The following is a 13,843-nucleotide window of genomic DNA, read 5'->3' as shown; positions in this document are numbered from 1 at the left end:
AAGAGCGAATTAGATCGCGAATACCGATCTCTCCTTTTCCCTCCGTATTGGCATTACGAGTTTCCAGCGATACCAGATTCGGTACGGTGCGAATTTGTAACTCCGCTGAATCCTCAATCGTAATGACGCGCTCGTCCGGCGGAATATACTGGGATAATGCATTCAGAAATGTCGTTTTGCCAGAGCCTGTTCCTCCACCGATAAAAATATTGAATTTACTGCGTACTAGCGTTTGCAGCAAACTGGATGCTGCTGAATCAAGCGCGCCGATACGTACCAGATCGTCCATCGTCATCGGATGGTCAGGGAATTTACGAATGGTCATGGTCGGTCCTTTGAGCGCTACAGGTGGCAATACGACATTGACACGAGAACCATCCGGCAGACGCGCATCGACGATTGGCGACGATTCATTGACAACACGGTTCACACCTGACACAATCGTCTGAATAATATCCTCTAATCGCTCTGGCGACTCAAATACAGATTCACTTCGCAACACCTGACCATAACGCTCAATAAAAATATCCTTATGACTGTTAATCATAATTTCCGTCACGCTACGATCATCCACAAGTGGCTGCAAAATATCGAGTCCGCGAAAAGAATCAAACACCTGTCGTACCAATCTCCGCCGCTCTCCAGCCGTTAACCCAGGATAACGCGCTTCATGGAGTACCTTCGATTCAATCCTGTTCATTAATTCGCGATCATCCACTGCAAAAGTAACATCCAGCCCTGAACGAACTTCATTACGCAGTGTAATAAATACATCTTCGGTCACACACTCACCCCACCACTAGCTCGGACACCGTCATAAATACGCTCCCCTTCCAGATGACAAAGCTTCAAAATATCACGCTGAAAAATCGGTGAGCACCATAATAGCTCACTACTGGTAACCTGTTTCCATGAAGGCACATAAGGCAGCGTCGATGCTGGATATATCCCTGACGGCAATGCATTCATCACACTGCCGTTATATCGATTGATGACAAAAGAAAGCTTTGGTTCCAGCTGCTCCAGCCAGTCGCTATAATACGATTTCCAGTACGATATCCATTGCTCCGTTCTCTTCATACATGGCAGATCATCGGTAAGCAGCCAGATTACACGATCACTGCTGTTCAAAGCAGCCTGTACACGCTCTGCCCAGCCGGATTCACTATCGATAATGACATGATCGTATTGTCCACTATCCGCAATATAATCAATAAGCCGTGCCATCTCCTCGACAGTCATACGTAGCCATTCATTCAAATTCGCGGGTGGAATAAACGTCTCTGCCCGAATCTCTTCCGCATAGACGGTATAATCTGTAACGATACTGGAAAGCGCTTGTTTTTGCTCCGCAGCGGCTTGCAGATCATACAACAATCGCGATAACTCCGGCATATTCCGATCTGCTTCAAGCTGTAGCAGACTCACACTGCTTGCCGGCTCCAGATTCAGATAAAATACAGATTTCCCTTTCACCCCAAGCTGCTTCGCCATATTCATCGCAGTCACCGACTTACCACTCCCTGCCACAGCTGAATACACACAGGTGACCCAGGCTCTTCCTGCCTCACGTGGTGATTCGATCCCCGTTCTACCGATAAAATGGCATAACTGCTCCATTAAATGAGGTAACGGTTGATATTTAGCAATCGTATGTCCATCCGCTTGCTGCTCCTCCTGATCGCCCAGGCGTACCCAGCGCACGGAAGTGAACGTGCTCTGTTCGTTCACAAGCCATGACTGCAAAAATATATCCTCTGCAACGACCAATCCCCTATATCGACCCTCCTCCATCTCATTCAAAAACATTTGTACATCCGAAAATGCACGAATCGTCACACGAGCTGCATATTCGCTGGAACGGATGTAGCGCAGCAACAACTCAATATATTCTTGATCCTCAACGCATAGTATCATCTGTATAGGAGCCATCGATTTTCCCCTTTCTTGAACAACAAAAAAAGCACCGTTTAAATCGCGCACTTGAGGTGCGTAACTTAAACGGTGCTTCCGTTGTAAAAGCTATAATTTAACGTAAGGATAGCATAGAAATTATAGGTCTGCAATACTAATTTTCTGATTTTGCATAAAACCAACGAACATAGCAAACGATCCATTGTTATCCCTCACTCCATCAACCTCCCCTCTATAAAACGATGACATTTCATTCATCTTTGTTGCGTTGTTCCCCATTCAGGTTAAAAAGTATAAGGTAATCTCTACCCATCCATTTATCGTTTTCCAACCCCAAGCCGGTAAGCTTTAACCCTATGTATCCTGCATATTCGATAGCATGTCACCATGCTTGTTATACAGCTATAATCAGCTCCACTATTCTATTTAACCGAAAGGCGGAATTCACGTATGAACTCTTCCCAGCGCTCCCATCGCAGCCATGCCTGGACGTCAGCACTACTTGCAGGCGTACTCGGTATGTCTATTGCTCTGCCTGCATTTGCCGCAGAGACAGTCACCCGGCTTAACCCGGCCTCCTGGTCATCCCCACCACTACTCGCAGATGGAGTCGACAATGCGCTTGCCTCCAGAGTGACCGATGTACATGCTGTCCCATCCAAATCGCTAGTCTATGTACATACCCAGCAAGATATCCCGAACACAACTGGCAAAACGCAATATAGCTGGTATCTGGATACATTGAAGGCGTATAGCTCCACAACAGGCAAGCTACAATGGAGTTATAGCTTGCACAAACCAGCAGGCGCATACACATTGTCCACACAGTCGGTATATACTAACTACGGCACAGTGTATATGTATGCTGAATACTCAGACGGCACGTATCGATTATATTCGATCCATTCTTCTGGCAAACTAAACTGGGAAAAGCCACTTAGCGATGCAGCAACGATCACACTGATGAAAGATGGCTCACTGCTTGTAGCCAGTCGCGGCACAGTGAATACAGAGGGTGTTATCCGCTCAACACTCAGTCGTTATGATAACAACGGCAAGCTACTCAACCAGCAACCAATTCAAGGCTCTTTGCTCAAAGCAGAAGGTGACCGCATTCTGATTGCAGCTAGTAAATTAAACAAAAATACAAACGGCTGGGAAATGGTGCCCAACCCACAGGTCGATGTATACGGATTAGAACTCAAACGCCTGTACCGTTACCAGTTCCCGGCGAAGTCGAATATTTATGGTGATGGAAGCGACTCGATGTTTGTACTCAAAGACGGTACGGTATTAATCCGTGCGAATATCGATGATGTCGGCAATAAACTGTTTGGCTTTGATCCAAAAGGGAAACTCCTGTGGGGGCGTGTCATTCCAGGCGGTTCAATTACTCAATCGACTGGAACTGGCTACATTACGTATGAAAATAATAAACTACAGTTATATAACACATCATCTGGCAAAGCGCTTGCTTCCATCACACTGGAAGGCACACCAGCAGATTACACCTGGGTACTTCGCACAAGCGATGGCAATCTGATGATCAATATGGACGATCGGACATATATTATTTATCCATCTACACTTGCAATCGTAGAAACGATCGATACGACCAACTTAGGTTCGCCGATCGATTATGTGAACCGTACCGTCTACTCCGTCAAGGAGGGTACGTTGTACAAATACGCCATCAAAAAGTAATTCGACGTGCTCCTACATGAATATATAATCTAACAAAAAAGCCTGACCGTTTCATATCGTATAAGATCTATTTATGCTTGCACATTTAGCATAGATGGATCTTATACGATGATACGGTCAGGCTTTTCAGGTATATATTTAAAATTCGGTTACAGCCTGTTACGTATTTCACCTTATTATTTGCAGCGATTATCCTATAATAAATGCAGATTCACATCAACGTACATAAATAATTTCGGAAATCATCTCATGCTACTTGATTTTATTCATTACGGTTTGTCGATAAACCTACTGATATGGAATAGCGTAGTACATGAATGAGCAATCTAACGACGAAAGGTGTAATTTAATCATGAAAAGCAAAAATCGCCGTAATCCGTGGGCTATAGGACTACTTACAGCTATACTTGGTCTCTCCATGACTATGCCTGCATTCGCAGCACCAGCAGACACCGTAGCTACACTTCATTCCGCTTCCTGGTCCACATCCCTATTTGCAGCTCCAATCAACAATCCCGAGTCATCAGAAGTGGATGCTATCCAAGTTATACCGTCCCGCTCTCTTGTCTATGTCAAAGCATCGCATATAGAGCAAAATGATACACGCTCCGCCGGTCAGACTAATAATAAATGGGTGGACACTTTTCAAGCTTACAGTACGAAAGATGGCAAGCTGCAATGGAGCTATACCAATCTGGGCGAACCAGGAGATATGGGTGTCACTCAATATGCTAGTGACGGTAGCGTTTATTTTTGCAACCGATATGCAGACGATCATTATAGACTCACCTCGATCAATACATCTGGAAAAGTCAATTGGACGATCAAGCTACCACGAATGGCCAATGCTTTTCCATATGAGCTACATTTAATGCAAGATGGATCGCTACTCGTATCGGTAGCTGTTCATACAGATGAATCAGGTAATGTTCAATCGATGCTGAAGCGATACGATCCAAAAGGAAATTTGCTGCAACAGAAAATAGTAAAAGGCTACGTTATGGCTGCCAGTGGCAACCGAATTGTTATCGATTCCAGCCTCTATAAAAAGAATGAAGCTACCTTAAAAAATGCAAAAGTCGATGTGTATGGACTTCAACTAAACCCGTTATATAGCCATCCTTCTCTACTGGAGTTTGATCATTATGATGATCAGATCGCGATACTGAATGATGGTACAGTGCTAATTGGCACCTATGGAACGGATGCAGACAATCTCCTATTTCGTTTCGATCCGAAAGGAAAAATAACATCAAAGCAGGCAGTTTCAGACGACTATCGTATCCAATCCACAGGCGCAGATTATGTACTGTATGATCATAATCTGTTCAAATGGTATCATGCTAGCTCTCCAAAGCCTTTCGCTTCGGTTACATTAAAAGGTAGTGCAGGCGATGCGAACTGGATACAACGTACATTCAACGGTAATCTGATGATCAATATGCTGGATCGGACATATATTTTGGATCAAGCTAAACATACGGTCATTTCGGCATGGCATCGAAATGCTGATGATGTTACTTTTGATTACGATCATCATGCGGTTTATACGAATCAAGGTAAAGGTACGCTGTCCAAATATGTGCTGCATCCATAAACGTTTCACTTGAAATCGTTATATTAAAACACCAAAAGCCTGCACGCATTCCAGATCGTCACTACACCGTATTTGCTAGGACAGCATAAGTAACGGATTAGCGATATGCGACAGGCTTTTGTATATGTTCCATACGTAAATGGGAGTATGAATAAAACAAATGTTCATCCCACACCAATGCGGGTATACTCACATAAACCAATACATAAAAATGATTATTTTAACGTAGCTATTACATCTCTAACGTAGTCATCACATCGTTAACTCTACATCCGTTTAGCGACAATCACTCTATAAAACGCTCACGAATCTCTGGTGTTGGCAGCATACATTGATCGGACTTACCGAACCAGCGATAACGATTACGCGCGATCACATTGTATACACTATCGCGTAGCATACGCGGAATAATAATGAACGCATACAGTAGCGGCCAGGCAAAACGCAATTTGCGCGCAATATGCAGTGCAGCTGTAGAACGAGTATAAAACGTTCCCTTTTCAATCAATACAAACGTATCCATCTGATCGGTTCGCATGCCGCCTTTTTCAAGCAACTTCTGCCCTACCTCAGACTGCAAAGAAGCAAAATGGAAAATTCCCTTTGGATCACGTTTGATGATAAACTTGGTTGCTCCCTGACAAAAATGACAAACTCCATCTACCAGTACAATCGGATGATCACCTTGAATTAAAGCTTCAATCTGTTGATCCGTCAGTTCGGTTGGTTCGCCCGGTCTGGATACCGGTGCATGTGCAGTTACCATTCTCGCCACTCTCCTTTATACAAGTCGTTTGCGATCATCTATCTTCACACAATCGAAAGGTTCAAAACTATTGCTTCCTACAGTTACGATGACCTATAACTTCACTCTCTTTATTTTTATAACCTAAATTGATCTCGTTATTCAAAAAACGTAATATTTCGTTCAAAAAACGATGTGGATATTCGTAAAATGGTAGCAAAAACAACTATAGCTATACCTCAATCTATCGCTGAATGACTTCGATACACTTCTAAAAATAGCAAAAAAGCACGAAGGCCATCCTTCGCGCTCTGCATATCATCGTTATGGCATTATGACAAAATAGTTTATGCCAGTGCTTCGTCAATCAATTGACGATCTTTAATTTGCTGATCAATTTCACCTGCAAACGCATTGAAACAGTTGCAAATAAAGTCTTTGCGGCATACAGGACATGGCTTGGTCAGCAGTCGATTAATATAAGTCATTTTCCACTCTGGAAAACGATTGTAGAACATGCGGCACTCTGTTCCATCTACCAGTGTTGCCGTAAATTCGTACAGTCCTTCTTTTTCATTGATACCGGCTTTTTTGAGCGTCGTAATCGTCGGTCTATATGCCATTTTATCATCACCCGTTATCCTTAAAATTTCGTAACAAATTACAAATCACCTATGACATCTTAAAGAATTTTATGGTATGTGTCAACTCCGTACTTGTGCGGAGAAGCACAAATAAGGAATCGAACGGTTCATTGTTTCGTTGATTGTCACGATCTGCCACATCAACTATTGGAGTTTACTGTACAGGAAGAACGCTAGTTTTACAACTAGAATATGTTGGACGGAGTGCTCTGTTATGTTAACCTTACCCGTGTCGTATCCATTTAATCGAGTTTTGGACAAAAAGTTGAACGATAGATGTAATCTGACATTAAACTTCGTTCCTCAAAGTTCCTCAAAAAAGCTAAACTACGGCGTGTACGCAAACTTTTTTGCTGGCACAGACACCACTCCGGCAAGCAATAAAGGGACAAACTTCAGTATCGCACAGAAATCTAGGGAGTGAGGCTACAATGTAGATTACTGTGCTCAAAGCTCGTCCTTTTCCCTTATTTTCCTTCATCCGTTCCGTATGGCTTACATGTATACAGGTTTACGTACACATTAGATTGCAGCATCGTAAGGTATATATTCCCGTATACTATACCTACTTCTTTACAGCATACACAGCCATAAAAATACCCCCTTTGCCTAGACAAAAGGGGTATCAATTCGCATCATTCATACAGCAACTGCACCGGCTATCACTTTATATTCGTGCACAACATAATACACATATAAAGCACTAAACAGCTAAAGCACTATACAGCGCCAGTCGCTAGCATTAGACGATATTCAATTCTACATCGATATTGCCGCGCGTCGCTTTGGAATACGGGCAAAATTCATGCGCTTTTTTTGCAATTTCCAGTGCTTCATCATGCGATAAGCCTGGAATGCTTACATCCAGACGTACCGATAGCTTAAAGCCATCGTCTGTCGGATCTTTATCGATCATGACGTTACTTGTAACGAGTGTATCGGTTACGTTCACTTTTGCTTTACGTGCCACATTCGCCAGCGCGCTCTGATAACATGCGCCATATCCAGCAGCGAACAGCTCCTCTGGATTGGTGCCATTACCGCCACCGCCGCCGAGTTCTTTCGGCATCACCAGATTCACATCTACAGCACCTGTGCTGGATTCTACTTTACCTTGACGTCCACCATGAACTTTCGCTATTGCAGTATATAATGCCATTATCATTCAGCTCCTTCATACGTCATATATTTTGAACCAACACTATATTTGTAAAGCACTCTCTTTTAATTGAAACGCCATTCTTTAAATTACATAGGTAAACTAAAATTGACTTTATCACTTTAATTTCCTAAAATTAAGTTGATATCATTATAATAAAGGGGGCTGTGTAACGAATGAATGTGTATGATTTTAAAGCGACTACGATGCGTGGCGAAGAGGTATCACTGGATCAATACGAAGGTAAAACACTGCTTATCGTCAATACAGCGAGTAAATGCGGATTAACGCCACAATTCTCCGGTCTGCAAGAACTGTACGACAAATTTAAAGATCAGAACTTTGAAATTTTAGGCTTTCCGAGCAATCAGTTTGCCAATCAAGATCCTGATAGTAATGAAGAAATCTCTGAATTTTGTCAGCTTAATTACGGAGTTAGCTTTCCGATGTTTGAAAAGATTAATGTGAACGGTTCGGATGCACATCCCCTTTTTAAATATTTAGCAGAACAAGCGCCCGGTATTTTAGGTTCTAAAGCAATCAAATGGAATTTCACTAAATTTTTGATTAGCCCTGACGGTACACCGGTGAAGCGTTATTCTCCGCAAACGACACCGGATAAGATTGAAGATGACATTCGCAAACAACTGTAAAAATTATCTTCGCAGGCGATCTCAATATGCTTTTCCCTGGGATTATACTATGCATTATTTTAAATCTAATAAATGGACCGAATCGATAGTCAAGTCACTCCAGCCCGTGTAAAATCCCGGCTTAAATCCAAATGCAAAACACCGTGATTGCGACGAGTTTAAACACCAGCACCTATAAAAACACGTATACAATGCCTATGACTATATGAAACAATAACAATACAAAAACAATGCTACATGCAAAAACAATGCTATATGCAAAAAAGCAAGCAACTGAAATCCTAATAGGATCAATTGCTTGCTTTTTCTTTTTACAGAAGTAAGTCTGTACGCTTGTTACATTAATGCGGTCGAGAGGACTCGAACCTCCACGGGTATACACCCACTACCCCCTCAAGATAGCGTGTCTGCCATTCCACCACGACCGCGCAGACAATATCAGCTGTTGAGTTGTTAATGGTGCTAACAATCCGCAACAACTTTTATAATATACCATCTTCTTTTGCAGTTGTAAATCCTTATTTTAAATCATAGTATAAACTATCATATATATTACATATCATGTTATATATAATCCTGAAAACCCAATTTACTTTAGCTCTTTTTATAGTTTCACCAGATAAAATTACATTTTTTAACTTAAATCATTTTAATTAGGTTAATATTATTGACATAGTGGCTACAATTATGTAACTATTATTAACAAAAACATTCCTATTCTTTATTCCAATGGCTATAATCACATTAGCTATGACAGATAAACAGACATATACACAAAAAGTTTAACCCTACCTTGCGGAGGAGGATTTAAAATGAAAAGCAATCAGAAGTTGCTTGTGTATGTGCAACTACTGGAAGCTAAGCTGCCAACAGCTAGCTTTACTCATGCTCATAATCTGGAACGGTATGTGCAGGAAGGTAAGATTACTAATGTAGCTGAGCTAGAGCATCATATTCACCATCATTTGCAGCCTCATTTGTTTCGCTGGGAAGCGCCGGCGATTTATAATGTCTATCATGCAGAAACAGAACAGGATGCTCATACTATTGCCCGTATGGATCGAGCAATTATGGAACAAATTATCGAGCCGGATCATATGGAAGAAGCAATCAAAACAGGGAAACGCTTACTGAAGCTAGCCCGCAATTTATATCCGTGGATGCGTTTTGAACTATTGGAACAGGCGATGAAACAGCATGGAGCCATTCTTTCTCTGACCGTCCTTCATGCCTGGATCAATATCCAGCTTGGCATGCAGCGCGAACAGGCCATCGAGTGTTACTTTTATACTTTATTGTCCTGTTGTATGGGCAGAGTCGCCCGTCCGCTTGGTTTAACGATACGAGAAGCTCAGCAGCTTACTGACCAATGGTCTTCTACGATGAATGAGCAATGGTTAGAGCAAGTTTATAAAGCACGTCCTAAACAGGAAAACGATCCGCTTGCTCATTCGTTTCCGCCCCCACTTCCATTATCGTGAAATATGGCAGGTGGCAGGTCATTGAGATCTCTTTTCCATCGTTATCATTCGTCATTCGCTGTACTCCATGCTTATCTATTCAATCGGTCATGATGATAGCAAATTTAGCCAAACAGGCAGGTACTCTCGTCTCGTTACTAAAGGAGAGTACCTGCCTGTTTTTATAAACGTACATGGACGTATGCCATACTACGATAAATCTGTGCCCGATCACTAGCGTGTAAAACACCACTAAATCCATCGTGATTCGAATTACACTTATTTATTGTAGGTTGCGTCATACTATGCCACTACTCGTTTATCGCCCTTCACAACCTGTATCCTATCAAAACATTCCCCAAGCTTGGCATCCACTTCATATCACCTTGATTGACTATAGTTACATGCTGCATGTCAATTCCGATTCAAGGCAAGCCGACGTTATAAACCTAGCAATTAGCGATTACTGCCCTGCTGCCTGGATTTACGATATACCGAAAACTCAATATATTCTTTAATAAAATCCTTTTCGCGTTCAGACAATATTTCATCCTGGCAATTCAATTGCCCCATAAGTTCAAAAAAATACGGGCTGGATTGCTCGTTCACTGTTTGTGTATAACGTTCTTTGCCTGTAAGCAACCAGTCCAGACTGACATCAAAATAAGCTGCAATTTCAATCAGCTTGTGTGTACCTGGTGTCGACTTGCCACGCTTCCAGTCTCCGAAGTTACCGGTACTGATTTTGAGTTGTTCACAAAAGGACTTTTTCGTAATGCCTTTATTTTTGATCAGTAATTCAATGCGTTCATAAATGGATTGCGACTGCATATGATTTCAACTCCCCGACCATGTCATCTAAAGCTTCTAATAACACTTTTATAAGTAATTTAATATTGATAAAAATCGCATTTAAGTATATACTTTATCTAACGACATTTTTTTACTTCTTTTCCTGAATCATTATACCATAGAGCCTATAGAAATCGGGAACCGGTACCGATGATATAGTCCTATAGTACGTTATACTTTTAGCAAGCAAGGGGTGATACCGTTGAACCGCAAGCAGCCTGTTACCTCCTTCGGTTGGGCTATTAAACAAAGGCTGGCAGAGCTACAAATGGATCAAAAGACGTTTTGCGAGTGTTACGGGATTCCGCCATCTCGTTTATCCAATCTGATCAATGGCACACGCAAGGCGACTCGATACCGTAAACAAGTCGCTGAACTACTCGATATTCCTGAGTATTTTCAATAAATGGCTGTCTACGTTCGATTAAGGGCGTACATAATCAAGCAACACAATCGGCTTCATAACTACCCATTCCAGCTTTTCGGATAAATACTGATATTCCGCCTGCCATGAGAATTATGTAGTCTGTCTAGCTTCAAACCAAAACACAATTATGATTACTAATATAGTATGGTTTGGAATGGAATTCAACAAGGTTATGCGCAAGATCACCTTATTTATTCAAATTATTCCATTTTATTCTACAAATTGCAAACAAAAAGTCCCTGTTATAAAACAGGGACTTTTACGTATTGCAGAATGCGGTCGAGAGGACTCGAACCTCCACGGGTATACACCCACTACCCCCTCAAGATAGCGTGTCTGCCATTCCACCACGACCGCATGGCATATAAAAAGTGAGCCATGAAGGACTCGAACCTTCGACACCCTGATTAAAAGTCAGGTGCTCTACCAACTGAGCTAATGGCTCTCACTCATAAAATAAGGGATGACCCGTAGGGGATTCGAACCCCTGTTACCTCCGTGAAAGGGAGGTGTCTTAACCCCTTGACCAACGGGCCACATTTTCTCAACAACAAAAATGATTATATCAAGTACAGAGTTATATTGCAAGCATTTTTTTATTGTTTTTTGATATGCTATGTTCCAGCCTGCTTGAAGCTGAATTTCTAATCATCACTTGTAGTTTCACTTACGAATACTTATAATAACTTATATAAACTTAAATATGCATGATAAATACTGCATTATACTTATTTCAACTTATTTCAACTTATCGAGTTGCTAAATCAATTGTTATCTGCTGTGTATCTACTTGTTGTGCTTACAATAACAAGTAACCTATACCTATGATCTCAGTTCGATTTAGTAAATCCCTTCTTCCAAAGGAGAATACTTATGTATCAGGAAGAACGTATGCTTCATATTTTGGAGTATCTGAGTAAACATCAACGAATTACAGTTGAAGATATCTGCCGTATATTTCAGGTGTCCCGTGATACTGCCAGACGTGATCTTGTACGGCTAGAAGAACAAAATGCGATCGTGCGTACTCGTGGCGGTGCCTTACTTTCAGCTGGCCCTATCGTCATCCCAAGTTATAATGATCGACTGAACACCGTATCCGCTGAGAAAAAGCTCATTGGTCGCCGTGCAGCACAGCTCGTTCAGAGCGGACAGCGCATTATCCTCGATTCTTCCACTACCGTTCAGGCATGCGCCGAATTTATTGAAGCACCTGGCTGCACGATCGTCACTAACTCGATCAATCAGGCAGATATTTTATCCAACAAGCAAGAGATTTCCGTTCATCTGCTCGGTGGGCAATTACAGTCACAGCATCGTTATGTGTACGGCTCGGCTGCCGTGGAAGCTTTATCGCATTATTTTGCGGAGCGCGCCTTTATCGGCGTAGGTAGTATTTCCAGCAAAGGGCTTACTTCGCTCACGGTGGAAGAAGGTCGAATCAAGCACAAAATGATGCAGCAGGCTGAGATGACGATCGTACTTGCCGATCATTCCAAGTTCGGACGTGAGTTATTTTACAAGTTTGCCGATCTATCAGAAGTCGATCTGATCATTACCGATCGCTCCCCTACTCCCGACATGCTGGAATTGTTAGATCAGCACGAAGTTGAGCTGTGGGTCGCCGATCTATCATTTTCTAAGGAGCTGAGTGTATGAGTATCAAATTAATCGCGATCGATCTGGATGGTACGCTACTGAGTGGCCATACGTATATTAATGATGTGAATAAAGCAGCGATTCGTGCTGCACAGGCAGAAGGTGTGATTGTCGCCATTGCTACAGGGCGCGAGCACAATAATGTACGTTCATTTTTGGAAACGGCTGAGCTGGTTACACCGGTAATTTCTTCGAATGGTTCGGTTATCCATAACGAAAACAAACAACCGATGTTCTCACTTCCATTGGAAAATCATCAAGCGATGGAAGTATTGGACTGGTTAGAAACGAATCAGTACTATTATCAGGCGCATACGAATAAAGGTATTTATACGATCAGTACCGGTCATCAAGTGCTCGCTGTAGAGGTGGATCGTCTGCTAAGCACCAATCCAGATCCAAGCTATCTGCAAATGTTAGAAGCTATGCAGGGCATGAGTGCCAAACTGAAAATGATTCGGGTGAATACGTATCAGGAGATTCCGAATGATACAGAGTTTTACAACATTCTCGCGCTGTCGTTTGAGCAGGAGAAGCTGGAAGTTGGACGTACTCATTTTGCCGATCGTGAAGATCTCACGATGGTCGTATCCGGTCATATGAACTTTGAGATTGAGCATAAGCAAGCGTCTAAAGGAACCGCACTCCAACATCTAGCCGAGCATTACAATATCCCACTGGAGCAAACGATGGCGATTGGTGATAATTTTAACGATGTGTCGATGATTCAGCTTGCTGGACTGGGTGTCGCGATGGGGAATGCAGAGCCGGAAGTGAAGGCGATTGCCGATGAGGTTACATTGACGAATGAGCAGGACGGTGTCGCTCATGCGATCTATAAGGCGCTGGGGTTGAATGTGCCGTTGGTGTGATTTTAATTCGTCAATAGAAATAGCTAGAAAGACTCCTTATTAGAAGGGAGTCTTTTTTGTTATGTCGTACACTAAATTAAATGTATATATTTTACATAAAATACTTTATATGTATATTTTTAACTGGATACGCTGTTTATTACTGTGTAGTATTCAC

General features: G+C 42.1%; 13 protein-coding genes and 4 tRNA genes. 7 read left to right on the top strand and 10 right to left on the bottom strand.

The genetic code is table 11. The annotated features are described in order from the left end of the window. Positions 1 to 784, bottom strand: a 784-nt coding sequence (locus AAHF22_RS10470; protein WP_347324925.1) for a TadA family conjugal transfer-associated ATPase, incomplete at its 3' end; no start/stop codon positions are given. Next, positions 781 to 1,932 carry a CpaE/TadZ family protein gene (locus AAHF22_RS10465; protein WP_347324924.1) on the bottom strand — a complete coding sequence of 384 codons (1,152 nt, stop codon included), beginning with the start codon at positions 1,930 to 1,932 and terminating at the stop codon, positions 781 to 783. The genes AAHF22_RS10465 and AAHF22_RS10470, both read right to left, overlap by 4 nt. A 432-nt stretch (positions 1,933 to 2,364) precedes the next feature. On the opposite strand from AAHF22_RS10465, the gene AAHF22_RS10460 reads away from it, so the two are divergent. Continuing rightward, on the top strand, positions 2,365 to 3,618 hold the full coding sequence (locus AAHF22_RS10460; protein ID WP_347324923.1) for an outer membrane protein assembly factor BamB family protein: 1,254 nt from the start codon (positions 2,365 to 2,367) through the stop codon (positions 3,616 to 3,618). Positions 3,619 to 3,970: 352 nt separating this feature from the next. After that, positions 3,971 to 5,215 carry a hypothetical protein gene (locus AAHF22_RS10455; RefSeq protein ID WP_347324922.1) on the top strand — a complete coding sequence of 415 codons (1,245 nt, stop codon included), beginning with the start codon at positions 3,971 to 3,973 and terminating at the stop codon, positions 5,213 to 5,215. 286 nt (positions 5,216 to 5,501) lie between these two features. Here AAHF22_RS10455 and AAHF22_RS10450 read toward each other — a convergent pair whose 3' ends face one another. The 3 genes from AAHF22_RS10450 to AAHF22_RS10440 form a co-directional block, all read right to left on the bottom strand. Beyond that, the gene (locus tag AAHF22_RS10450; RefSeq protein WP_347324921.1) at positions 5,502 to 5,981 is read right to left on the bottom strand and encodes a thiol-disulfide oxidoreductase DCC family protein; all 480 of its coding nucleotides are present in this window, start codon (positions 5,979 to 5,981) and stop codon (positions 5,502 to 5,504) included. 326 nt (positions 5,982 to 6,307) lie between these two features. Then, positions 6,308 to 6,583, bottom strand: coding sequence for a hypothetical protein (locus AAHF22_RS10445; RefSeq protein WP_188773620.1), 276 nt, complete (start codon positions 6,581 to 6,583; stop codon positions 6,308 to 6,310). A gap of 763 nt (positions 6,584 to 7,346) precedes the next feature. Continuing rightward, the gene (locus AAHF22_RS10440) at positions 7,347 to 7,766 is read right to left on the bottom strand and encodes an organic hydroperoxide resistance protein (protein ID WP_347325012.1); all 420 of its coding nucleotides are present in this window, start codon (positions 7,764 to 7,766) and stop codon (positions 7,347 to 7,349) included. Between the two features lie 173 nt (positions 7,767 to 7,939). On the opposite strand from AAHF22_RS10440, the gene AAHF22_RS10435 reads away from it, so the two are divergent. Further along, positions 7,940 to 8,416 carry a glutathione peroxidase gene (locus AAHF22_RS10435; RefSeq protein ID WP_347324920.1) on the top strand — a complete coding sequence of 159 codons (477 nt, stop codon included), beginning with the start codon at positions 7,940 to 7,942 and terminating at the stop codon, positions 8,414 to 8,416. A gap of 345 nt (positions 8,417 to 8,761) precedes the next feature. Here AAHF22_RS10435 and AAHF22_RS10430 read toward each other — a convergent pair. Continuing rightward, positions 8,762 to 8,844: transfer RNA gene (locus AAHF22_RS10430), tRNA-Leu, on the bottom strand. 384 nt (positions 8,845 to 9,228) lie between these two features. Between AAHF22_RS10430 and AAHF22_RS10425 the strand changes: the two genes are divergently transcribed. Next, positions 9,229 to 9,897 carry an urease accessory protein UreF gene (locus AAHF22_RS10425; protein ID WP_347324919.1) on the top strand — a complete coding sequence of 223 codons (669 nt, stop codon included), beginning with the start codon at positions 9,229 to 9,231 and terminating at the stop codon, positions 9,895 to 9,897. 435 nt (positions 9,898 to 10,332) lie between these two features. Here the strand turns inward: AAHF22_RS10425 and AAHF22_RS10420 are convergent, their stop codons facing one another. Next, positions 10,333 to 10,707: a helix-turn-helix domain-containing protein gene (locus AAHF22_RS10420; RefSeq protein WP_347324918.1), complete on the bottom strand. Its 375-nt coding sequence runs from the start codon at positions 10,705 to 10,707 to the stop codon at positions 10,333 to 10,335. A gap of 223 nt (positions 10,708 to 10,930) precedes the next feature. Between AAHF22_RS10420 and AAHF22_RS10415 the strand changes: the two genes are divergently transcribed. After that, positions 10,931 to 11,134 carry a helix-turn-helix domain-containing protein gene (locus AAHF22_RS10415; RefSeq protein WP_347324917.1) on the top strand — a complete coding sequence of 68 codons (204 nt, stop codon included), beginning with the start codon at positions 10,931 to 10,933 and terminating at the stop codon, positions 11,132 to 11,134. A gap of 295 nt (positions 11,135 to 11,429) precedes the next feature. On the opposite strand, the gene AAHF22_RS10410 is transcribed toward AAHF22_RS10415, so the two are convergent. The 3 genes from AAHF22_RS10410 to AAHF22_RS10400 all read right to left on the bottom strand — a co-directional run bounded on the left by AAHF22_RS10410 (position 11,430) and on the right by AAHF22_RS10400 (position 11,691). Next, a tRNA-Leu gene (locus tag AAHF22_RS10410) sits at positions 11,430 to 11,512 on the bottom strand. A gap of 15 nt (positions 11,513 to 11,527) precedes the next feature. Further along, positions 11,528 to 11,600 (bottom strand) — tRNA-Lys (locus AAHF22_RS10405). 19 nt (positions 11,601 to 11,619) lie between these two features. After that, positions 11,620 to 11,691 (bottom strand) — tRNA-Glu (locus AAHF22_RS10400). A gap of 337 nt (positions 11,692 to 12,028) precedes the next feature. On the opposite strand from AAHF22_RS10400, the gene AAHF22_RS10395 reads away from it, so the two are divergent. After that, a complete protein-coding gene (locus AAHF22_RS10395; protein ID WP_347324916.1) occupies positions 12,029 to 12,814 on the top strand; it encodes a DeoR/GlpR family DNA-binding transcription regulator in 786 nt (261 codons plus the stop codon). Next, entirely contained in the window at positions 12,811 to 13,686 is an 876-nt protein-coding gene (locus tag AAHF22_RS10390) for a Cof-type HAD-IIB family hydrolase (RefSeq protein WP_347324915.1), read from the top strand. The genes AAHF22_RS10395 and AAHF22_RS10390 overlap by 4 nt, the downstream gene beginning before the upstream one ends. Positions 13,687 to 13,843: the final 157 nt, after the last annotated feature.

It is taken from the genome of Paenibacillus wenxiniae, assembly GCF_039822605.1.
In the GTDB taxonomy this organism is placed as follows: domain Bacteria; phylum Bacillota; class Bacilli; order Paenibacillales; family Paenibacillaceae; genus Saccharibacillus; species Saccharibacillus wenxiniae.
Note: the sequence above shows the minus strand (reverse complement) of the source record. Positions and strands in the feature narration are given on the sequence as shown.